A 20,429-nucleotide genomic window follows, 5' to 3' on the forward strand; every position below is an offset into this window, starting at 1 on the left:
GAATGCCCGTGATCGACCTACGTAGTGATACTGTCACCCGCCCGAGTCGCGCCATGCTGGAAGAGATGATGGCGGCCCCGGTCGGGGACGACGTCTACGGCGACGACCCTACCGTCAATGCCCTTCAGCAGTATGCCGCTGAACTTTCTGGTAAAGAAGCGGCTATTTTCTTACCGACCGGTACCCAGGCAAATCTGGTTGCGCTGCTCAGCCACTGTCAGCGCGGCGAGGAGTACATCGCAGGCCAGGGCGCGCATAACTATTTATACGAAGCCGGTGGTGCCGCGGTGCTCGGCAGCATTCAGCCACAGCCTATCGACGCCGCGCCGGATGGCACGCTGCCGCTGGACAAAGTCGCCGCTAAAATCAAAGCCGATGATATTCATTTTGCCCGTACCCGCCTGCTCAGTCTGGAAAACACCCATAACGGTAAAGTGCTGCCGCGTGAGTATTTGAAGGAGGCCTGGGAATTCACCCGCGAACGAAATCTGGCGCTGCACGTTGACGGCGCGCGTATTTTTAACGCCATCGTCGCCTACGGTTGTGAGCTTAAGGACGTCACCCAATATTGTGACTCGTTCACCATTTGCCTCTCCAAAGGGCTGGGGACGCCGGTCGGGTCACTGCTGGTCGGCAGCCATGATTACATCAAACGTGCGATTCGCTGGCGCAAGATGACCGGCGGCGGTATGCGCCAGGCCGGTATTCTGGCGGCTGCCGGGCTGTATGCGCTCAAAAATAACGTGGCGCGTTTGCAAAGTGATCACGACAACGCCGCCTGGATGGCAGAACAATTACGTGAAGCGGGTGCCGACGTGATGCGTCACGACACTAATATGCTGTTTGTCCGCGTGGGTGAAGAACACGCTGCTGCGCTGGGCGAGTACATGAAATCTAAAGACGTGCTGATTAACGCCTCGCCGATTGTGCGTCTGGTGATGCATCTGGACGTTTCGCGTGAACAACTTGCTGAAGTCGCCGCCCACTGGCGTGCTTTTTTAAACCGCTAAGGAGACCGGCGTGCCGCAACGGATTTTGGTACTTGGCGCCAGTGGTTACATTGGTCAACATCTGGTAAAAGCGCTCAGCCAGCAAGGGCATCAGGTGCTGGCGGCGGCACGTCGCATCGAGCGACTGGACAAACAGCAACTGCCCGGCGTCAGTTGTCATAAGGTTGATTTAAACGAACCAGATACCCTGACGCCGCTGCTGGCCGACGTTGATACGGTCTATTACCTGGTGCACGGGATGGGTGAAGGCGGTGATTTTATCGCCCACGAACGTCAGGTGGCGCAGAATGTCCGCGACGCCCTGCGCCATGCACCAGTTAACCAGCTAATTTTCCTGAGCTCCTTACAGGCCCCCAAACATGAACAGTCCGACCATCTGCGTGCACGGCAGATAACGGCTGACACGCTGCGCGAATCCGGCGTCCCGGTTACGGAGTTACGGGCGGGTATTATCGTCGGCGCGGGCTCTGCGGCCTTTGAGGTGATGCGTGATATGGTCTACAACCTGCCGGTACTCACCCCGCCCCGCTGGGTACGATCGCGTACCACACCGATTGCGCTGGAGAACTTGCTGTACTATTTAGTTGCGCTGCTGGCGCATCCGGCAAGCAGCCACCGCGTACTCGAAGCGGCGGGGCCGCAGGTATTAAGCTATCAAGAGCAGTTCGAACATTTTATGGCGGTCAGCGGCAAGCATCGCCTGCTTATCCCTATCCCCTTTCCGACCCGCTGGATTTCAGTGTGGTTTTTAAATGTGATCACCTCAGTTCCGCCGACGACCGCCAAAGCGCTGATACAGGGCCTGAAACACGATCTGCTGGCCGATGACACCGAACTGAGGGCATTGATCCCCCAAAAACTCATCGCCTTTGACGATGCGGTACGCAGCACGCTGAAGGAAGAAGAAAAACTGGTCGACTCCAGCGAGTGGGGATACGACGCGCAGGCTTTTGCCCGCTGGCGACCGGAATACGGCTATTTCGCCAAACAGGCCGGGTTTAGCGTCGAGACCTCCGCCAGCCTGCAGTCACTGTGGCAAGTGGTGAATCGCCTTGGCGGGAAAGAAGGCTATTTCTTTGGCAATATTCTGTGGAAGACGCGCGCAGCCATGGATCTGCTGGTGGGGCATAAACTGGCAAAAGGTCGGCCGGAGCGTCCGCTTTTACAGGTCGGCGATACCGTGGATAGCTGGAAGGTCATTATCGTCGAACCGGAAAAACAGCTGACATTGTTGTTTGGTATGAAGGCGCCTGGACTTGGCCGTCTGAGTTTTACCCTGGAAGACAAAGGGGATCGCCGACGCATTGACGTCCGCGCCTGGTGGCACCCGCACGGCATGCCCGGTCTGTTCTACTGGCTACTGATGATCCCGGCGCACCTGTTTATTTTCAGGGGGATGGCAAAGCGTATCGCCAAACTTGCAGAACAAATCACAGACTAAAGACAAAAAGAGGCTGTATTCTTTCATGTTTCCCATTGCATACAGGCGTAATTCACGGAAGAATGCGCACGAAGTTCTATTACACACAGCGGATTGATATGAAGGTACTGGTTACCGGAGCCACCAGCGGCTTAGGCCGAAACGCGGTTGAGTTTTTACGCAAGAAAGGCATCAGCGTCAGAGCTACCGGTCGCAACGAAGCGATGGGTAAGTTGCTGGAGAAAATGGGTGCAGAATTTGTGCATGCGGATTTGACCGAGCTGGTCTCTTCGCAGGCGAAAGTGATGCTCGCCGGCATCGACACGCTGTGGCACTGTTCCAGTTTTACCTCGCCGTGGGGAACACAGGAAGCCTTTGACCTGGCTAACGTCCGCGCTACCCGCCGGCTGGGCGAATGGTCGGTTGCCTGGGGCGTGCGTAACTTTATTCATATCTCCTCCCCGTCGCTCTATTTTGATTATCATCACCATCGCGATATCAAAGAAGATTTTCGCCCGCACCGCTTCGCCAACGAATTCGCCCGCAGTAAAGCCGCCGGTGAAGACGTGATTGCGCTGTTAGCCCAGGCCAATCCGCAAACTCGCTTTACAGTACTGCGTCCGCAGAGCCTGTTTGGCCCGCATGATAAAGTTTTTATCCCCCGCCTGGCGCACATGATGCATCACTATGGCAGCGTATTGCTCCCACACGGCGGCAGCGCACTGGTGGATATGACCTACTATGAAAATGCGATTCACGCGATGTGGCTGGCAAGTCAGGAAGCCTGTGACAATCTGCCATCAGGTCGCGTGTATAACATTACCAACGGTGAGCATCGCACGCTGCGCAGCATCGTGCAGAAGCTGATTGACGAACTGAATATTGATTGCCGCATCCGCTCCGTCCCCTATCCGATGCTGGACATGATTGCCCGCAGCATGGAGCGTCTGGGGAATAAATCGGCAAAAGAACCCAAGCTCACACACTACGGTGTCTCAAAGCTCAATTTTGACTTTACGCTGGACACCACCCGCGCCCAGGAAGAGTTGGGTTATCAGCCTGTCGTGACGCTGGATGAAGGGATTGAACGTACCGCGGCCTGGCTGCGCGACCACGGTAAGCTGCCGCGTTAACCTTGCCCGTATTTCTCCAGTAGCGCTTCGGCAATGGCCTGCGTTTCGGCATCCGCCACGCCGTTCCACAACGCCGGGCGGAAGTGCATCTGGAACGCCATAATCACCCGCTGCTGTTCACGCGGCGTCATGTCCGGTTTCACCTCGTAGCCGTAGCGCGACAGCAAATCCAGTAACGATGCGGTGTCCACCGGCGTATGGGGTGCGCGTCCGCCAAGATAAAACGCGACGCGCTGAGCATCCGGCCAGGCACCAATACCCTGCGCCGCCAGTTCACGCCACGGAAACAGCGGGCCGGGATCGTCTTTACGCTGCGGAGCGATATCCGCATGCGCTACCACGTTCTGCGCCTTGATGTCGTAGCGGGCAATAATGTCCTTTGCCAGGGGGATCAACGCCTGGATCTGCGTCGCTTCAAATGGCGCAAAATATTTCACGCCCGCTGATTTTTGCCAGCCTCGGTTTTCCAGTTCAATCCCAATCGACGTGTCGTTAATCCGCGTAGCGCCTCGCCAGAAGCTGATCCCTGCATGCCAGGCCAGATCCCTTTCCGGGACCAGCTGCCAGATCCGCGGCTTGCCGCCGTGCAGCGGCGGTACTGCCGGGATCAGATAGTGCGAGCTGACGTTTTTATCCGTCAGCGTGGCCAGCGATGAGTCAAAATCATCAGCCGTGTAGTGAATTACCAGCACTTTAATGCGTGGATATGCCGCCTGCGCCTGGCGTCGGGTATCCAGTTGATACTCGTCTTTGTCAACAATACCTGACTCGCGCGCACAGCCCGTCAGTAACACGGCAAATGCCAGCAGCCATAACAGACGCTTCATCGGCGAGTTTTCACCGCAGTCCCGCTGACGCTCACCATCAGCATGCTGCCATCTTTACCCACGGTTTCGTAATCAATATCAATACCAACGACCGCATCTGCTCCCAACGCTTTCGCCTGTTCGCCGAGTTCCTGAAAGGCAATTTCACGCGCTTTGCGCAGCTCTTTTTCGTATGAGCCAGAACGACCGCCGACAATGTCCCGGATCCCGGCAAAAAAATCGCGAAAGATATTCGCGCCTAAAATCGCTTCACCGGTTACCACACCGCAGTATTCCACGATGCTTTGCCCTTCCAGCGTAGGGGTGGTCGAAAACTGCATGGTGTATCTCCTTATTGCGCTAACAACGCTGTCTTAAAAGCATTATCGAACCGATACACTATCATTGAAAGGATCTGATTGTATAATTTTCAAAATAACCAGAGTATGCCCAGACGCATATTATTTTTCAGTACGTTAAGGGGAATGTAATGAAGATCTACGTAACGGATAATGATGGAAATTTGATCCCGGTTGACGGAAAAAGTGTGGTCATTGAACTCAAGAATGGCAGCACCCTCGAGATTGCAGAAGAATACAGCAGAAATGATGTTCCGGAAGGAATTAACCTGTGGGGCGGACGGGAACCCTCCTCTTTTTTTTCGACAGAAGAAATCATAGCCAAAACCGAATGTCTCGGTGTTTATCCCATTGCTGCCAATGCCCTGCACATATTTCCGTACAAAATGTCCTCAGCCAGACCCAATGAATGCGAGTCAGCAGCAGACCGTGAAAAGGTAGACTGAAGGTTTGACGCACGACGCTATACCAGTTTAATATAACAATACTGTATAAAAAAACAGGCATGTTATTATGACCCTGGCTTTAGTTGGCGAAAGAATTGACAAAAATCGTTTCACTGGTGAACGAATTGAAAACAGTACATTTTTTAACTGTGATTTTTCGGACGCAGACCTTACCGGTACTGAATTTATTGGCTGTCAGTTTTACGATCGCGAAAGCCAGAAAGGAAGTCGTTTCAACCGTGCCATCCTGAAAGATGCCATTTTCAAAAGCTGCGATTTATCCATGGCGGATTTCAGGAACGTCAGTGCGCTGGGAATTGAAATTCGCGCCTGTCGTGCTCAGGGTGCTGATTTTCGCGGCGCGAGCTTTATGAATATGATAACAACGCGAACCTGGTTCTGTAGCGCCTATATCACTAACACCAATCTGAGCTACGCCAATTTTTCGAAAGTGATCCTCGAAAAGTGTGAGCTATGGGAAAACCGTTGGATGGGCACGCAGATCCTGGGCGCGACGTTTAGCGGCTCAGACCTCTCTGGTGGTGAATTCTCTTCATTTGACTGGCGCGCCGCAAACTTTACCCATTGCGATCTCACTAATTCCGAACTGGGTGATTTAGATGTCCGTGGGGTTGATTTACAGGGCGTCAAGCTGGACAGCTATCAGGCATCGTTAATAATGGAGCGCCTTGGGATAGCAATTATTGGTTAGCTTTTTTATTTATACTCACAGCGATGTGCGCTAAATCCAATAAGGACCGACTGTAATAGTCAAATGTCCGAATAAATCGTTAAAAAAGGCCCCTCACAGGAGCCTTTAGTGATTATTTTCTGAAATCCAGCGGAGTCTGGCCAGACTGAATGTACATTGCAACATTATCAAATGTAATCATTTTAGATTTGCAAAAAATACATTTCGCGCCAAAAGGATTTCCATCAGTAACATCGAAACTCGATATTCTGTACTGTGAACCATGGCAACATGGGCAACGAAAGTGAATATTGTTATTCATAATATTTACCTTAGCGTGCGACAACATTAATCGCGGATGGGCCTTTAGGTCCCTGCTCCACGCTAAATTCGACTTCCTGATTTTCATTCAGCGTTTTAAAGTCGTTACTTTGGATAGCAGAAAAATGTACAAACACATCTTTGCTACCGTCTTTCGGGGTGATGAATCCAAAACCTTTCTCAGGATTGAACCACTTAACCAAACCCGTCATTTTATTAGACATCTATTTTATTCCTTAACTTGAGCCTTCCGGCAAATTTGGTTTTATTACAGAATCGACTTAGTGCTTAGCGGAGTGACTCAAAGAAGGGATAAATGGATAAACCTGAAAATGAGAACTGCGGAAATAAACTACTTTGTAAATCGTCTGTTCTTGAAACCGACTTATCTATTAACGCATGAGTCCAGGGATTAATCAACTTTTATTTTAGCCATCCGGATACCCTGACAGCCTAAGGACTTATCCATCACACCACTTTTATGAATACAGGCGGCAATCCGTTCACCCACATTTATCATCTCGTAAATAAGCATGCAGATACGTAGATGGCCTATACACTATATAGAGCATCGTTGGCGACAACGCCATGTCACCGTTTGGTATACTGAACCAGGATAAGCAGTCAGTACCCGCAGAGACTCCAGGCGGTGAAATCTGCGAATTTATGCAAGTAAAAACAAGGCATTAAACGACTATACAGTCATTGAAAGGATAGAATTGTCCATCGTAGAATACTATTAGTAGAAAGCTTATAAGGAAATCATTATGCGCTACTCGACACTCTCTCTGCTGGTCCCCTGTGCACTTCTTCTCAGCGCCTGTACCACCGTCACCCCAGCCTATAAAGATAATGGCTCGCGGAGCGGCGCCTGCGTGGAAGGCGGGCCAGACAGCGTGGCACAACAGTTCTATGATTACCGCATTCAGCATCGTAATAACGACATCACTGCTCTGCGTCCGTACTTAAGTGACAACCTGGCAAAATTGCTGACCGATGCCAGCCGCGATAACTCACACCGCGAACTGCTGTCCAGCGATCCTTTCTCCAGCCGCACCACCTTACCGGACAGCGCCAGCGTCGCCAGCGCCTCGACCATTCCGAATAGTGATGCACGTAACATTCCGCTGCGTGTAGAGCTTAAGCAGGGTAATCAAACCTGGCGTGATGAAGTACTGATGATCCGTGAAGGGCAGTGCTGGGTTGTGGATGATGTTCGCTATCTGGGCGGCAGTGTACATGCGCCAGCCGGTACGCTCCGTCAGTCTGTCGAAAACCGTTAGTCCCACCATTCATCTGTTCAAATCATAAACCCCATAAATTGTCTGGCATTCTGCATAGAATGCCGACAATTATTCTTGCCCGCTGGTGACCCCGCTATTTTGTGCTATGTTTAGAGAAGAATGCGGTTTGCATTTAACTTTTAACGCATAAATATTGCATAACTATTCTGTCAAAGGTAGTATCTGCGGCTTCAATAGCTATCAGACTGCCAGCATACGAGTGTCAATGAGTATTCAATTAAACGGCATTAACTGCTTCTACGGCGCACATCAGGCGCTGTTCGATATCACGCTGGATTGCCCTCAGGGCGAAACACTGGTGTTACTTGGCCCAAGTGGAGCCGGGAAAAGCTCGCTTCTGCGCGTACTCAACCTGCTTGAGATGCCGCGTTCGGGCACGCTCTCTATTGCCGGTAACCGTTTCGACTTCACGAAAACACCTTCTGATAAAGCCATTCGCGAACTGCGTCAGAACGTGGGCATGGTCTTTCAGCAATACAATCTTTGGCCGCATCTTACTGTGCAGCAGAACCTGATCGAAGCGCCCTGCCGCGTGCTGGGTCTGAGCAAGGACCAGGCGCTGGCGCGTGCCGAGAAACTGCTGGAACGTCTGCGACTGAAGCCCTATAGCGATCGTTACCCACTGCATCTTTCCGGCGGCCAGCAACAGCGTGTGGCCATTGCCCGCGCGTTAATGATGGAGCCACAGGTGCTGCTGTTTGATGAACCCACCGCAGCGCTTGACCCGGAAATTACCGCACAAATCGTCAGCATCATTCGTGAGCTGGCAGAAACCAATATTACTCAGGTGATCGTCACCCACGAAGTGGAAGTCGCCCGTAAAACGGCCAGTCGTGTGGTGTATATGGAAAACGGTCATATCGTCGAGTTTGGGAATGCGAGCTGCTTTGCCAACCCGCAAACCGAAGCGTTTAAAAACTATCTCTCTCACTAAGATTCGGGACAATACAATGAAAAAAGTTCTGATTGCCGCGCTAATCGCAGGTTTTAGCCTTTCCGCTACCGCAGCCCAAACCATTCGCTTCGCTACCGAAGCGTCTTATCCTCCGTTTGAATCCATTGATGCTAATAACAACATTGTGGGTTTTGACGTTGACCTGGCAAATGCGCTGTGTAAAGAGATCGACGCCACCTGTACGTTCACTAACCAGGCTTTCGACAGCCTGATCCCAAGCCTGAAATTCCGCCGTTTTGACGCGGTAATGGCCGGGATGGACATCACGCCGGAGCGTGAAAAGCAGGTGTTGTTCACTACGCCTTATTACGACAACTCGGCGCTGTTTGTTGGTCAACAGGGTAAATACACCAGCATTGACCAGCTGAAAGGCAAAAAAGTGGGCGTACAAAACGGCACTACGCACCAGAAATTCATCATGGATAAACATCCGGAAGTCACCACCGTTCCGTATGACAGCTACCAGAATGCCAAACTCGACCTGCAGAACGGGCGTATTGATGGCGTCTTTGGTGATACCGCTGTCGTGACCGAATGGCTGAAGGACAATCCGAAACTGGCCGCCGTTGGCGATAAAGTCACCGATAAAGATTACTTCGGTACCGGTCTGGGCATCGCCATGCGCCAGGGCAATACCGAGCTGCAGCAGAAATTCAATGCTGCGCTGGAAAAAGTGAAGAAAGATGGGACGTACGAAACCATCTATAACAAATGGTTCCAGAAGTAATATTAGATGAATGAATTTTTTCCTTTAGCAAGCGCCGCCGGGATGACCGTCGGCCTTGCCGTTTGTGCGCTGATCATTGGCCTGGCTCTCGCAATGTTGTTTGCCGTCTGGGAGTCAGCTAAATGGCGTCCAGTGGCATGGACGGGTTCAGCCCTAGTGACGCTCCTGCGCGGACTGCCGGAAATTCTGGTGGTTCTGTTTATCTATTTCGGTTCATCTCAGCTGCTGCTGACGCTGGCCGATGGGTTTACGATAAATCTTGGCATCGTGCAGATCCCGGTGCAGATGGAGATCGAAAACTTCGACGTCAGTCCGTTCCTGTGCGGCGTCATTGCGCTGTCATTGCTGTATGCGGCCTATGCGTCGCAAACGCTGCGTGGTGCACTGAAAGCCGTCCCGCTCGGGCAATGGGAGTCTGGTCAGGCGCTGGGGCTGTCCAAAACCGCGATCTTCTTTCGTCTGGTGATGCCGCAAATGTGGCGTCATGCCCTGCCGGGACTGGGTAACCAGTGGCTGGTTTTGCTGAAAGATACCGCGCTGGTAAGCCTGATCAGCGTTAACGATCTGATGCTGCAAACCAAAAGCATTGCCACGCGTACTCAGGAGCCGTTTACCTGGTACATCGTGGCGGCGGCCATTTATCTGGTGATAACGCTGTTGAGTCAGTACATTCTCAAACGCATTGACCTGCGCGCGACACGTTTTGAGCGGAGACCGGGCTGATGCTTGAGTATTTACCAGAACTGATGAAAGGGCTGCATACCAGCCTGACGTTGACGGTTGCCTCCATCGTGGTTGCGCTGGTCATGGCGCTGATTTTCACCGTCATCCTGACGCTGAAAACTCCGGTGCTGGTGTGGCTGGTACGCGCCTACATTACGCTGTTTACCGGTACGCCGTTGTTGGTGCAAATCTTCCTGATCTACTACGGTCCGGGGCAGTTTCCCGCGCTGCAGGAGTATCCGGTCCTCTGGCATCTGCTGTCAGAACCCTGGCTGTGCGCCTTGATTGCGCTGTCGTTAAACAGTGCCGCGTATACTACGCAGCTGTTCTACGGCGCTATTCGCGCAATCCCGGAAGGTCAGTGGCAATCCTGTGGTGCATTGGGGATGAGCAAGAAAGATACGCTGGCCATCTTGCTGCCGTACGCCTTTAAACGCGCCCTCTCCTCGTACTCCAACGAAGTGGTGCTGGTGTTCAAAAGTACCTCCCTGGCCTACACCATCACGCTGATGGAAGTCATGGGTTACAGCCAGCTGTTGTATGGTCGCACCTATGACGTCATGGTCTTCGGCGCGGCGGGCGTGATTTATCTGATTGTTAACGGCCTGCTGACGTTGATGATGCGCTTAATCGAGCGTAAAGCACTGGCGTTTGAACACCGCAATTAAGTCAATAACTGCATAAAGCTGAATAGTAAAGGCGGACATGTCTCTGGACTGTCCGCTTTTTTTTATTCCACATAAAATATTTAATCATTTTTATTGCATACAAATTCATTAAATGGCATTGTAAATCAACGCCGCAGACACGGTGAATCATCATAAGATTGACAGACGGGAGTTCCACCATGAAAAAGTTAGTCCTGGCCGCATTACTTGCTACCTTCGCCACCGGCGCCTCTGCTGCTGATAAAATCAATTTCGGTGTCTCAGCAACCTACCCGCCATTCGAATCGTTGGATGCCAGCAATAAAATTGTTGGTTTTGACATCGACCTGGCTTCAGCATTGTGCAAACAAATGCAGGCTGACTGTACTTTTACTAATCATGCGTTCGACAGCCTGATCCCCGCGCTGAAATTCAAAAAATACGATGCGGTGATTTCCGGTATGGACATCACGCCAGAACGTAGTAAGCAGGTTTCCTTTACTCAGCCCTACTATGCCAACTCAGCGCTGGTCATTGCGAAAAAAGACACCTATAAAACCTTTGCTGATTTGAAAGGCAAACGTATCGGCATGGAAAACGGCACCACGCACCAGAAATACCTGCAGGATAAACATCCTGAAGTGAAAACCGTGGCGTACGACAGCTACCAGAATGCGATCATTGACCTGAAAAACGGGCGTATTGATGGCGTATTTGGCGACACTGCCGTAGTTAACGAGTGGCTGAAAACCAATCCGCAGTTAGGCGTAGCAACGGACAAAGTAACTGACCCGCAATACTTCGGCACCGGCCTTGGCATTGCCGTTCGCCCGGATAACACCGCGCTGCTGGAAAAACTGAACACCGCGCTGGCCGCCATTAAAGCTGACGGTACCTATCAAAAAATCAGCGATCAGTGGTTCCCGCAGTAATCCCTGCCTTACCTGAAAAAGCCGCAAAACGCGGCTTTTTACGTTTAACGTCCGCGCTTTCGGTCAGTTCTTACGCCATAAACCCATTCCTGGCATACACTTGTTAAAACGATAAAAGTGAGGCAACAGGATGATAGCATTCCCAGCCAGCTTACTGATCCTGAATGGAAAAAGTGCTGATAATCCCCCGCTGCGCGAGGCGATTGCCCTGCTACGCGATGAGGGCGTTGAGATCCATGTGCGCGTCACCTGGGAAAAAGGCGACGCCCGGCGTTACGTTGATGAGGCCCGCCAGTTGGGCGTTGCCACCGTCATTGCGGGCGGCGGTGATGGCACCATCAACGAAGTCTCCACCGCGCTCATCCATTGCCAGGGGGAGGATATACCCGCACTGGGGATTTTGCCGCTGGGAACCGCAAATGACTTCGCCACCAGCGTGGGTATTCCTGATGTTCTGGATAAAGCCTTGAAGCTGGCCATCGCCGGCAATGCGGTTGAAATAGATATGGTGCAGGTCAATGATAAAACCTGTTTTATCAATATGGCGACGGGCGGATTCGGCACGCGGGTCACGACAGAAACACCAGAAAAACTCAAAGCCGCGCTGGGCGGCGTGTCGTACTTTATTCATGGGCTCATGCGCATGGACACGCTGAAGCCCGACAGCTGCGAAATTCGCGGGGAAAACTTTCACTGGCAGGGAGACGCGCTGGTGATCGGCATCGGCAATGGTCGTCAGGCTGGCGGCGGGCAGCAACTTTGCCCCACGGCACTGATCAACGACGGTCTGCTGCAACTGCGCATTTTTACCGGCGATGAGCTTCTTCCGGCGCTACTTTCGGCACTTACCCAATCCGACGACAACCCCAATATTATTGATGGCGCGTCATCTTGGTTTGATATCCGTGCCCCGCATGAAATCACGTTTAATCTCGATGGCGAACCGCTAAGCGGGCAGGAATTTCACATCGAAATCCTCCCCGCCGCGCTGCGCTGCCGGTTACCGCCTGGTTGTCCCTTGTTACGCTAGTACGCCGCCACTTCCCGCGCCAGATCGCGGGAATAGCGCTGGCTGCCGCTTATTAACATCCGGGTATACTCGGTTTGCGCCTCACCGTTGACCAGCGCATCCACGGTGAGCGTTTCAAGAATTTTTCCGTATTGCATCACCGCCACTTTCTGACACAAATGCGCAATAACCCCCAGATCGTGGGTGACCAGCAGATAGGTCAGGCTGGACTCCTTTTGCAATTCAGCCAGCAGGTTAAGAATTTCGGCCTGTACCGATACGTCCAACGCAGAGGTCGGCTCGTCCAGCAACAGCACCTGCGGTTCGAGGATTAGCGCCCGCGCAATCGCCACACGCTGACGCTGCCCGCCAGAAAGCTGATGCGGATACCGGTCGCGAAATGCCCGGTTCAGACCGACCTTATCCAGCAGCCCGTTAACCCGCCGATCCCGGTCAGCAATGCCGTGGATCAACAGCGGCTCTTCGAGGATATCGCTGATGGTATGCCGGGGATGCAGCGAACCATATGGGTCCTGGAATACCATCTGTACCAGGCGGCAGCGTTCGCGGCGAATACGGTGATCCAGGGCTTGTCCGTCGATCGCCAGTTCACCCTGCCAATGGGTAAACAGTCCAGCCAGACACTTCAGTACGGTTGTCTTTCCCGAACCAGACTCTCCAACCAGACCGTAGACCTCTCCGGGCTGAACCCCAAACGTCACGTCATACAGCACCTGATTGCGTTTTTCTCCCTCACCAAATGCCAGGTTCAGATTTTTAACGTCGATCATATCCCCTCCTCACTCAGCCAACTGGGCTGACGTTGCAGCACCGGCAGCACCGCCCGGCGGTTGTGGATTTCTGGCAATGCGCTAATCAGCCCCTGAGTATAGGGATGCTGCGCATGATGGAGATCGCCTGCGGCGATGGATTCCACCACCCGCCCGGCATACATCACCAGGACGCGATCGCAGAAGCTGCGCACCAGGTTGATGTCATGGCTGATAAAAATAAGCCCCAACCCGCGCGACTCCACCAGCGAGTCAAGCAGCCCCAACACCTGCAGACGCACCGACACGTCCAGCGCCGAGGTGGGTTCGTCGGCAATCACCAGTTCCGGATCGGTGATTAACATCATCGCGATCATGACACGTTGCCCCTGGCCACCAGAAATCTCGTGCGGATAGAGCTGATACACCCGCTGCGGCTGACGAATACGCACCACCTCCAGCATTTCCAGCGCCCTGGCTTTGGCCTCAGCCTTGCGCCCCGGATGATGGGTAAGCCAGGCTTCGGCAATCTGATCGCCAACGCTCACCACCGGATTAAGGGAGTATTTCGGGTCCTGCATAATCATCGAGATACGCTTACCGCGAATTTGCCGCATCTGCGCCTCGCTGGCATGGGCTAAATCCACATCGCTAAACTGCATTTTGTCTGCCGTAACCCGTGCTTTTTTCGGATGCAGGTGCAGCAGCGCTCGCCCGACGGTGGATTTACCGGAGCCTGACTCACCCACAATCGCCAGTTTTTCACGCCCGAGTTGAAAGGAGACGCCGCGCACCGCCTGGGTGACCGCGCCGCCGTTGATAAAATCGACGTGCAGGTTACGCACATCAAGCAGAGGCGAATCATTCGCTGCGAGGATCGAGGATGTCACGTAAGCCATCTCCTAAGAAGTTGAACGCCAGGCTGTTGATCAAAATCGCCAGCCCCGGAATAGTCACTACCCACCAGCATTCCATCATGTAGGTGCGCCCGCTGGAGATCATCGCCCCCCATTCCGGATCCGGTGGCTGAGCTCCTAACCCCAGAAACCCAAGGCCCGCAGCGGTCAGAATGATCCCCGCCATATTCATGGTGATACGAATAATCACCGACGGCAGGCACAGCGGTACGATGTGACGCCACAGCACACGTCCTGCCGATGCCCCCTGCAGGCGAACGGCAGAGATAAAATCGGCCTGACGCAACGAGAGCGTTTCCGCACGAGCCAGACGCGCAATCGGCGGCCAGGCGGTCAGCGTAATGGCAATTACTACGTGCTCCAGCCCCGGACCGAGTGCTGCGACAAAGGCCAGTGCCAGTACCAGGCTTGGAAAAGAAATGAAAATGTCGGTGACGCGCATCAGTACCATGTCGACCTTGCCACCGAAGTAACCCGCCGTGACGCCAAGCAGCAGGCCGAGCGGCCCTACGGTGACCGACACCAGCAGCACGATATACAGCGTGATGCGCGAGCCATACACCAGGCGGCTAAAGATATCGCGGCCAAACTCATCGGTCCCGAACCAGTGCTGCGCGTTCGGCGCCACCAGCGCACTGTTTAAATCCTGCACCAACGGGTTGTACGGTGCGATAAGCGGGGCAAAAATGGCCACCAGCAGTAACAACGCAATAATTCCGCCGCCAATGGCGGTCAGCGGGTTACGCGCCATCTTGCCCATGAACCCGCGCGCTCGCAGCAGCGCCTGCTTCGCCCGCAGACGTTGTTCGCTATTGCCGCTATCCCGCGGCGTATCCAGAGAAACCGTCATGATTTTGTCCTCGGATCAAAGAATTGATACAGCATGTCGGAGAGCAGATTGAGCATGACGAAAATCACCCCAACCAGCAGCACGCAGCCCATCACCGCATTCATGTCACCCAGCAGCAGGCTGCCGGTTAAATAGGAGCCAAAACCGGGCCAGGAAAAGACGGTTTCAATCAGCACCGCGCCTTCCAATAGCGAACCGTAGGCCAGCGCGACCACCGTGAGCAGTTGCACCAGAATATTGCGAAAAGCATGGTTCCAGATAACCTGACGCTCGGTCAGCCCTTTGACGCGCGCGGTGATAATGAACTCCTGTGAAAGCTGCGCCAGCATAAAGCTACGGGTCATACGGCTGATATAAGCCAGCGAGTGAAAACCCAATAGCGCAGCAGGCAAAACCAAATGATTAATGGCATTCCAGAACACGGTAGCATTGCCGGCCAACAGCGCGTCGACGGTCATTAATCCAGTCTGGCGCGGCACCAGCCCGTCCAGTCCGAGATCCAGACGCCCCGCGCCGCCCACCCAACTTAGCCAGGCATAGAACACCAGCAACCCCATCATCCCCACCCAGAAAATCGGTGTGGAATAACCTGCCAGGCTAATGATGCGCACCACGTAATCCGACAGGCTATTGCGTCGTGCTGCCGCCAACACCCCCAGCGGGATCCCCAGACCCGCCCCTACCACAATGGCCATCGTCGCCAGCTCAATGGTGGCCGGGAAAACGCGTACAATGTCATCCATCACCGGCTTACCGGTCAGCAGCGCATTACCCAGATCGCCGTGCAGCAGATTGGTGAAGTAAATACCAAACTGCGCCGCCAGCGATTTATCAAAGCCTAACTGGTGATACACCTGCTGATAGGTACTCTGATCCGCATCAGGTCCCACGATCGCCAGTACCGGGTCGATCGGCATGACGCGACCGATAAAAAAGGTTAGCAGCAGCAATCCAAACAACGTCATTGCCACCTGTATCAGACGGGTCGAGACACGCCGGGCGCGTGAGCCAGGTGCAAGTATGGCAACGCTCATTGTTCACCTCCGGTTTTATACACATCACGCAAAAACGTGGTGGCCGACGGATGCGGCTGATAATTCTGCACCTCACGGCGCACAACGACCGAATCCACCATTTGCGACAGCGGAATTAGCGCAGGAACGAGCTGGTCGTAGCGGGTCTGGATCGCCTGATACGCGCGAGTCTGCGTTTGCGGGTCACGCTCCAGCAGGGCGCTGTCGATCATGTCATTAAGCGGTTTATCGTAGAAACCTGTGCGCCAGCCCTGAAAGTTGGTAAGCCGGGCTGCATCGCTGTTATCCGGGTTATAGACCAGCGCCCGCAGGCTGGAGTGCGGATGCGGTTCCATGCCGCTGCCGCCGCGCCCGACCAGCATGTCAAATTTACGCTCGCGCATTGCGCCGTAGATCTGATTACCGGTTCCGGTGATAATTTTGGCGTTAATACCCGCCTGCATCAGCGTGGACTGCACGGCAATCGCGATATTCTGGAAAGGCTGGTCAGCCAGCACCCGCAGCGTGGTGTCGAAACCGTCCGGGTATCCCGCCTCCGCCAGCAGCTTTTTAGCGCGCGGAATGTCGAGGCGATAGCCAGGGTCAGGCAGCGTGGAGGGCATTCCTGCCTTGATAGGACGCTGATGCAATACGCCGTATCCCGGCATCAGCGCTTTATTGATCCCCTGATAATCAATCAGGTAACGCACGGCTTCACGGACTTTCGGATTGGCGAAGTGCGCCTCCTTCATGCTCATTGCCACGTAATACATCGTGCCTCGCTGGACGGCATCCACGCTCAGGTCAGGATCGCTACGCAGGGCATTGATGTCTGAAACCGCCATATTACTGGCAATATCCAGATCGCCCTTGGCAATCATCAGACGCAGGGTCTGGGATTCCTGAAAATGGCGCAACACCACGCGGCTCATTTTCGCCTCGCCGCGCCAGTAGTTCGGGTTACGCGTCATGCGCAGGACATCTTTCGCCTGCCAGGTATCAAGGGTAAACGGGCCAGACCCGGCTTCATTGGTGGTCAGCCAGTGGTTACCCCAGTCGTTATTCAGCACATGTTGCTGCACGGTTTTGCTGTCCAGCACGCCGAGATTCCCCAGCGCCCCCAGTGAATAGATAATCAACTGCGGATCGTTGGCTTTGGGCAGCGTGATTTTCACTGTAAACCTGTCCGGGGCGCTGACCTGTTGGTCGATATTTTTTTTGCTAAAGCCGTAGGATTTCCACACCGACGACTGCGCCAGATTCAGGTGCAGGATCCGACGCATCGACCACACCACATCGTCAGCAGTCAGCGGATTACCGGAGTGAAAGGTCACGTCATCGCGCAGATGAAAAGTCAGGGTGGTGCCATCCGGACTGACATCCCAGGATGTCGCCAGCGCGGGTTTCACATGGGTCAACTGGGCAGGATCCAACTCCACCAGCGAGTCATATAAATTCACCACAATGCCCACCACTTCGTTGCCGGTCATGGCGGCCGGATCGAGGGTCAGCAGGTTATTCATGTTCATACCAATGATGAGCTGATCGGGCGGCGTTTTGGCGTACGCCGCACTGCTCCCCATCGACACGGCGAGTGCGAGTAAACACGCGCCCAGTAAGGAAGTTTTTTTCATCTATTGTTTGCCTGTACTGTAGGGTACATGTTGCCGGATGACGCTTGGCTTATCCGGCATTTATTGTTTTCAGTCAGTCGTGGCTGACGGTGTTGGCTTCGATATAGGCAAAATTGATGTCTTCCCCCAGACCGGGGCGCTGTGGCAGATGCACAAAACCGTCGGCGTCCATCGGGTCAACAATGCTGTTCAGGTAGGCGGCCGGTTCGTCGTAGTCGAGGAACGGATGCAGCAGGCCGCGCTCGTACCAGCGACAGTTTCGAATCGCGCCAATCACCGCGAGGCTCGCCGCACCGTTGCCGTGTACTTCGCAGTCCATGCCAAACGACTCGGCCAGGTTGGCCACTTTCAGGGTGGGCGAGATCCCCCCCACACCGTTGGCACCAGCACGTAAAATGTCGCATGCGCCCGCCTTCACCCAGTCCGCGCGGCTGTGGTGTTTTCCACCGAGGCTTTCCGGGCCAATGATCGGAATGGAGAGATTTTCGGCAAGCCAGGCGTAAGACGCCATGCTCTCTTCTTCCATCGGCTCTTCAAACCAGGCAAAGTTGAGTTTTTCCAGTTCCTTGCCGATGTACAGCGCTTCTGTACGGCTGTACCAGTGATAGCCGTCGATCATCAGATCAATATCCGGTCCGACCGCCTCGCGCACGGCGGCGCAGGCTTTCACATCCATCTTCGGATTTGGCGCGAAGGAGACCGGCGGCATCCAGGTATGCAGTTTGATCGCCTTATATCCACGAGCGACCAGTTTTTCGGCAAAGCAGGCATATTCTTCCGGCGTCGACAGTCCGCCGGGCAGATCGTCACCACACATGGTGCTGCCGTAGGCCGGGACCTTATCGCGAAAACCACCCAGCAGCTTGTAGACCGGCATGTTGAGCTTGCGGCCTATCAAATCCCACAGCGCCTGCTCAACAAAAGACAGCGCGCGTTCGGTCAGTTGATGCGCGCTTCCCCGCTGCCAGTGCACCAGATCCTGCCAGATGCGCTCCCGATTAAACGGGTCCTGACCGACCATCACTTTGCGAAAAAAGGTATTCACCACAAACGGGCGCACCACTTCCGGCGGTGCAAACGAATACCCCTGGGTTCCGTCATCGGCGGTAATGGTCAGCATGGCCATTTTGGCGAGGCTTTCCGGCCCCGGATGGGAATGTCCGGCGGTATCAGAAACCCGGCGGGTGGGATACTGGAAGACGGAGACATTGATAGCTTCAATTTTCATTATTGGGTCCTTAGCGCAACTTTGAAATGCTGTTTCACATCTAAATGTATGTGCAAAAAAGCAACTTTGCCTCGGACATTCCGCGCTAAGGCATGACTATTTTCTGTGCAAGTGCACAGGGAGAGGTGATGCTTTTCACAAAAGGCAGGAGAAACGTGAGGTAGATCGGACTAATATTGCGATTATACTGAAATGATATTTTGAATTTAATTTTTCAAGAAACGCGGGTTGCCGTGACATGACCACAACCCGCGATAATTTACGCAATGGTTACTTTGTTATCCAGATAAACGTCCTGCACGGCGTTAATCAACTTAACGCCATCTGCCATGGTTTTCTTGAACGCTTTACGTCCGAGGATCAGACCCATACCACCGGCACGCTTGTTAATTACCGCCGTGCGCACCGCATCGCTGAGATCGGTTTCGCCCCCTGCCGCACCGCCGGAGTTAATCAGCCCGGCGCGGCCCATATAGCAGTTCGCCAGTTGATAACGCACCAGGTCAATCGGGTTGTCGCTGGTCAGCTTGCTGTAGACGCGATCGTCGGTATAGCCAAAGTTAACGGCCTTATACCCGCCGTTATTTTCCGCCATTTTCTGCTTAACAATATCCGCCCCGATGGTGGCCGCCAGGTGGTTTGCCTGCCCGGTCAGGTCGGCGGAAACGTGATAATCCACCCCGTCTTTCTTAAATGCGGAGTTGCGCAGATAGGCCCACAGCACCGTCACCATCCCCAGTTCATGCGCACGTTCAAACGCTGCAGAAATCTCTTCAATCTGACGACGCGATTCCTCGGAGCCAAAATAGATCGTAGCCCCGACCGCCACCGCGCCCATATTGAATGCCTGCTCCACACTGGCATACAGCGTCTGGTCAAAGGTATTCGGGTAGCTGAGCGTTTCGTTGTGGTTAATTTTTACGAGGAACGGAATACGGTGTGCATAGCGACGAGATACGGAAGCCAGCACGCCGTAGGTCGACGCCACGCAGTTACAGCCCGCTTCGATAGCCAGCTCCACAATATTCTTCGGATCAAAGTACAACGGGTTGGCGGCAAACGAGGCTCCGGCGGAATGCTCCACGCCCTGGTCGACCGGCAGAATCGACAGGTATCCCGTGCCAGCGAGTCGGCCCGTGTTGTACAGCGTCTGCATATTACGCAGCACGGCAGGCGGGCGATTATTGTCTACCATCACGCGGTCGACGTAATCATGCCCTGGCAGGTAAAGTTGGTCAGAAGGAATGGTCATACAACGATGCTGTAAAAGGTTGTCGGCATCTTTGCCAAGCAACTGCGCAATATCAGTCATAGCTATGCTCCCGTAAGTTCCGGTTGGATACCGGAATGTGAATTGTCCTGACCCGCCTTGTTGCGGGCAGCCATAAGCCTGGTACCGACTGCGCTTTTTTTCCATCTTTAGCGCACTTTTCAGTCATTTCCGCTGGCTCGATTCAGGCATTAAAAAACGTTAAGGCGGTCAAAATTAAAACACAAAGGTATTTTAAAGGTATTATCTACTGGTACTATGAAA

Annotated in this window: 23 protein-coding genes; 12 read left to right on the top strand and 11 right to left on the bottom strand. The window is 53.7% G+C overall.

Annotated features, from left to right (window positions below):
- Positions 1-8 precede the first annotated feature (8 nt).
- The 3 genes from ltaE (at position 9) to QNN86_RS01585 (ending at position 3,563) form a co-directional block, all read left to right on the top strand.
- Entirely contained in the window at positions 9-1,010 is a 1,002-nt protein-coding gene (gene ltaE, locus QNN86_RS01575; RefSeq protein WP_182269603.1) for a low-specificity L-threonine aldolase, read from the top strand.
- 10 nt (positions 1,011-1,020) lie between these two features.
- Positions 1,021-2,451, top strand: a complete 1,431-nt coding sequence (locus QNN86_RS01580) for a DUF2867 domain-containing protein (RefSeq protein WP_414210530.1) — start codon at positions 1,021-1,023, stop codon at positions 2,449-2,451.
- 98 nt (positions 2,452-2,549) lie between these two features.
- Entirely contained in the window at positions 2,550-3,563 is a 1,014-nt protein-coding gene (locus tag QNN86_RS01585; protein WP_096756546.1) for an NAD-dependent epimerase/dehydratase family protein, read from the top strand.
- Here QNN86_RS01585 and QNN86_RS01590 read toward each other — a convergent pair.
- Both QNN86_RS01590 and QNN86_RS01595 read right to left on the bottom strand, forming a co-directional pair.
- Positions 3,560-4,390 (bottom strand): N-acetylmuramoyl-L-alanine amidase, encoded by an 831-nt coding sequence (locus tag QNN86_RS01590; RefSeq protein ID WP_414210531.1) that lies wholly within the window; start codon positions 4,388-4,390, stop codon positions 3,560-3,562. The genes QNN86_RS01585 and QNN86_RS01590 overlap by 4 nt on opposite strands.
- Positions 4,387-4,710, bottom strand: a complete 324-nt coding sequence (locus QNN86_RS01595) for a heavy metal-binding domain-containing protein (protein ID WP_096756544.1) — start codon at positions 4,708-4,710, stop codon at positions 4,387-4,389. The genes QNN86_RS01590 and QNN86_RS01595 overlap by 4 nt, the downstream gene beginning before the upstream one ends.
- A 149-nt stretch (positions 4,711-4,859) precedes the next feature.
- Between QNN86_RS01595 and QNN86_RS01600 the strand changes: the two genes are divergently transcribed.
- Positions 4,860-5,174, top strand: a complete 315-nt coding sequence (locus QNN86_RS01600; RefSeq protein WP_181596515.1) for a hypothetical protein — start codon at positions 4,860-4,862, stop codon at positions 5,172-5,174.
- A gap of 67 nt (positions 5,175-5,241) precedes the next feature.
- Positions 5,242-5,886 carry a QnrB family quinolone resistance pentapeptide repeat protein gene (locus QNN86_RS01605; protein ID WP_182269600.1) on the top strand — a complete coding sequence of 215 codons (645 nt, stop codon included), beginning with the start codon at positions 5,242-5,244 and terminating at the stop codon, positions 5,884-5,886.
- A 112-nt stretch (positions 5,887-5,998) separates the two neighbouring features.
- On the opposite strand, the gene QNN86_RS01610 is transcribed toward QNN86_RS01605, so the two are convergent.
- On the bottom strand, positions 5,999-6,187 hold the full coding sequence (locus QNN86_RS01610) for a cold-shock protein (RefSeq protein WP_249417829.1): 189 nt from the start codon (positions 6,185-6,187) through the stop codon (positions 5,999-6,001).
- 10 nt (positions 6,188-6,197) lie between these two features.
- Positions 6,198-6,410: a cold shock protein CspG gene (gene cspG, locus QNN86_RS01615; RefSeq protein ID WP_181617305.1), complete on the bottom strand. Its 213-nt coding sequence runs from the start codon at positions 6,408-6,410 to the stop codon at positions 6,198-6,200.
- Positions 6,411-6,953: 543 nt separating this feature from the next.
- On the opposite strand from cspG, the gene QNN86_RS01620 reads away from it, so the two are divergent.
- From QNN86_RS01620 to yegS, 7 genes are all read left to right on the top strand, one after another.
- Entirely contained in the window at positions 6,954-7,469 is a 516-nt protein-coding gene (locus QNN86_RS01620) for a lipoprotein (RefSeq protein ID WP_181617306.1), read from the top strand.
- A 226-nt stretch (positions 7,470-7,695) separates the two neighbouring features.
- Positions 7,696-8,424: an arginine ABC transporter ATP-binding protein ArtP gene (gene artP, locus QNN86_RS01625; RefSeq protein ID WP_096756540.1), complete on the top strand. Its 729-nt coding sequence runs from the start codon at positions 7,696-7,698 to the stop codon at positions 8,422-8,424.
- A gap of 16 nt (positions 8,425-8,440) precedes the next feature.
- The gene (artI, locus tag QNN86_RS01630; RefSeq protein WP_096756539.1) at positions 8,441-9,172 is read left to right on the top strand and encodes an arginine ABC transporter substrate-binding protein ArtI; all 732 of its coding nucleotides are present in this window, start codon (positions 8,441-8,443) and stop codon (positions 9,170-9,172) included.
- Between the two features lie 6 nt (positions 9,173-9,178).
- Positions 9,179-9,895, top strand: coding sequence for an arginine ABC transporter permease ArtQ (gene artQ / locus QNN86_RS01635; RefSeq protein ID WP_096756538.1), 717 nt, complete (start codon positions 9,179-9,181; stop codon positions 9,893-9,895).
- A complete protein-coding gene (gene artM / locus QNN86_RS01640; protein WP_096756537.1) occupies positions 9,895-10,563 on the top strand; it encodes an arginine ABC transporter permease ArtM in 669 nt (222 codons plus the stop codon). Before artQ ends, artM begins: the two co-directional genes overlap by 1 nt.
- A gap of 179 nt (positions 10,564-10,742) precedes the next feature.
- Entirely contained in the window at positions 10,743-11,474 is a 732-nt protein-coding gene (artJ, locus tag QNN86_RS01645) for an arginine ABC transporter substrate-binding protein ArtJ (protein ID WP_096756536.1), read from the top strand.
- A 130-nt stretch (positions 11,475-11,604) separates the two neighbouring features.
- Complete coding sequence (yegS, locus tag QNN86_RS01650) at positions 11,605-12,504, top strand: lipid kinase YegS (RefSeq protein ID WP_096756535.1); 900 nt, start codon at positions 11,605-11,607, stop codon at positions 12,502-12,504.
- On the opposite strand, the gene QNN86_RS01655 is transcribed toward yegS, so the two are convergent.
- From QNN86_RS01655 to fbaB, 7 genes are all read right to left on the bottom strand, one after another.
- The gene (locus QNN86_RS01655; protein WP_115258063.1) at positions 12,501-13,274 is read right to left on the bottom strand and encodes an ABC transporter ATP-binding protein; all 774 of its coding nucleotides are present in this window, start codon (positions 13,272-13,274) and stop codon (positions 12,501-12,503) included. The genes yegS and QNN86_RS01655 overlap by 4 nt on opposite strands.
- Positions 13,271-14,143, bottom strand: a complete 873-nt coding sequence (locus QNN86_RS01660; protein ID WP_117343245.1) for an ABC transporter ATP-binding protein — start codon at positions 14,141-14,143, stop codon at positions 13,271-13,273. Before QNN86_RS01660 ends, QNN86_RS01655 begins: the two co-directional genes overlap by 4 nt.
- The gene (locus QNN86_RS01665; RefSeq protein ID WP_096756532.1) at positions 14,115-15,020 is read right to left on the bottom strand and encodes an ABC transporter permease; all 906 of its coding nucleotides are present in this window, start codon (positions 15,018-15,020) and stop codon (positions 14,115-14,117) included. Before QNN86_RS01665 ends, QNN86_RS01660 begins: the two co-directional genes overlap by 29 nt.
- The gene (locus QNN86_RS01670; RefSeq protein WP_115258061.1) at positions 15,017-16,054 is read right to left on the bottom strand and encodes an ABC transporter permease; all 1,038 of its coding nucleotides are present in this window, start codon (positions 16,052-16,054) and stop codon (positions 15,017-15,019) included. Before QNN86_RS01670 ends, QNN86_RS01665 begins: the two co-directional genes overlap by 4 nt.
- Positions 16,051-17,667: an ABC transporter substrate-binding protein gene (locus QNN86_RS01675; RefSeq protein WP_096756530.1), complete on the bottom strand. Its 1,617-nt coding sequence runs from the start codon at positions 17,665-17,667 to the stop codon at positions 16,051-16,053. Before QNN86_RS01675 ends, QNN86_RS01670 begins: the two co-directional genes overlap by 4 nt.
- A gap of 73 nt (positions 17,668-17,740) precedes the next feature.
- Complete coding sequence (locus QNN86_RS01680; protein WP_115258060.1) at positions 17,741-18,895, bottom strand: mandelate racemase family protein; 1,155 nt, start codon at positions 18,893-18,895, stop codon at positions 17,741-17,743.
- Between the two features lie 259 nt (positions 18,896-19,154).
- Positions 19,155-20,207 (bottom strand): class I fructose-bisphosphate aldolase, encoded by a 1,053-nt coding sequence (gene fbaB / locus QNN86_RS01685; protein ID WP_005129139.1) that lies wholly within the window; start codon positions 20,205-20,207, stop codon positions 19,155-19,157.
- Between the last annotated feature and the right edge of the window lie 222 nt (positions 20,208-20,429).

It is taken from the genome of Citrobacter sp. C348 (assembly GCF_047467975.1).
In the GTDB taxonomy this organism is placed as follows: domain Bacteria; phylum Pseudomonadota; class Gammaproteobacteria; order Enterobacterales; family Enterobacteriaceae; genus Citrobacter; species Citrobacter gillenii.

Coding starts and splice junctions, on each gene's coding strand:
- QNN86_RS01585 (WP_096756546.1), top strand. CDS start 2,550: ATGAAGGTACTGGTTACCGGAGCCACCAGCGGCTTAGGCCGAAACGCG.
- QNN86_RS01590 (WP_414210531.1), bottom strand. CDS start 4,390: ATGAAGCGTCTGTTATGGCTGCTGGCATTTGCCGTGTTACTGACGGGC.
- QNN86_RS01595 (WP_096756544.1), bottom strand. CDS start 4,710: ATGCAGTTTTCGACCACCCCTACGCTGGAAGGGCAAAGCATCGTGGAA.
- QNN86_RS01600 (WP_181596515.1), top strand. CDS start 4,860: ATGAAGATCTACGTAACGGATAATGATGGAAATTTGATCCCGGTTGAC.
- QNN86_RS01605 (WP_182269600.1), top strand. CDS start 5,242: ATGACCCTGGCTTTAGTTGGCGAAAGAATTGACAAAAATCGTTTCACT.
- QNN86_RS01610 (WP_249417829.1), bottom strand. CDS start 6,187: ATGAATAACAATATTCACTTTCGTTGCCCATGTTGCCATGGTTCACAG.
- cspG (WP_181617305.1), bottom strand. CDS start 6,410: ATGTCTAATAAAATGACGGGTTTGGTTAAGTGGTTCAATCCTGAGAAA.
- QNN86_RS01620 (WP_181617306.1), top strand. CDS start 6,954: ATGCGCTACTCGACACTCTCTCTGCTGGTCCCCTGTGCACTTCTTCTC.
- artP (WP_096756540.1), top strand. CDS start 7,696: ATGAGTATTCAATTAAACGGCATTAACTGCTTCTACGGCGCACATCAG.
- artI (WP_096756539.1), top strand. CDS start 8,441: ATGAAAAAAGTTCTGATTGCCGCGCTAATCGCAGGTTTTAGCCTTTCC.
- artQ (WP_096756538.1), top strand. CDS start 9,179: ATGAATGAATTTTTTCCTTTAGCAAGCGCCGCCGGGATGACCGTCGGC.
- artM (WP_096756537.1), top strand. CDS start 9,895: ATGCTTGAGTATTTACCAGAACTGATGAAAGGGCTGCATACCAGCCTG.
- artJ (WP_096756536.1), top strand. CDS start 10,743: ATGAAAAAGTTAGTCCTGGCCGCATTACTTGCTACCTTCGCCACCGGC.
- yegS (WP_096756535.1), top strand. CDS start 11,605: ATGATAGCATTCCCAGCCAGCTTACTGATCCTGAATGGAAAAAGTGCT.
- QNN86_RS01655 (WP_115258063.1), bottom strand. CDS start 13,274: ATGATCGACGTTAAAAATCTGAACCTGGCATTTGGTGAGGGAGAAAAA.
- QNN86_RS01665 (WP_096756532.1), bottom strand. CDS start 15,020: ATGACGGTTTCTCTGGATACGCCGCGGGATAGCGGCAATAGCGAACAA.
- QNN86_RS01670 (WP_115258061.1), bottom strand. CDS start 16,054: ATGAGCGTTGCCATACTTGCACCTGGCTCACGCGCCCGGCGTGTCTCG.
- QNN86_RS01675 (WP_096756530.1), bottom strand. CDS start 17,667: ATGAAAAAAACTTCCTTACTGGGCGCGTGTTTACTCGCACTCGCCGTG.
- QNN86_RS01680 (WP_115258060.1), bottom strand. CDS start 18,895: ATGAAAATTGAAGCTATCAATGTCTCCGTCTTCCAGTATCCCACCCGC.
- fbaB (WP_005129139.1), bottom strand. CDS start 20,207: ATGACTGATATTGCGCAGTTGCTTGGCAAAGATGCCGACAACCTTTTA.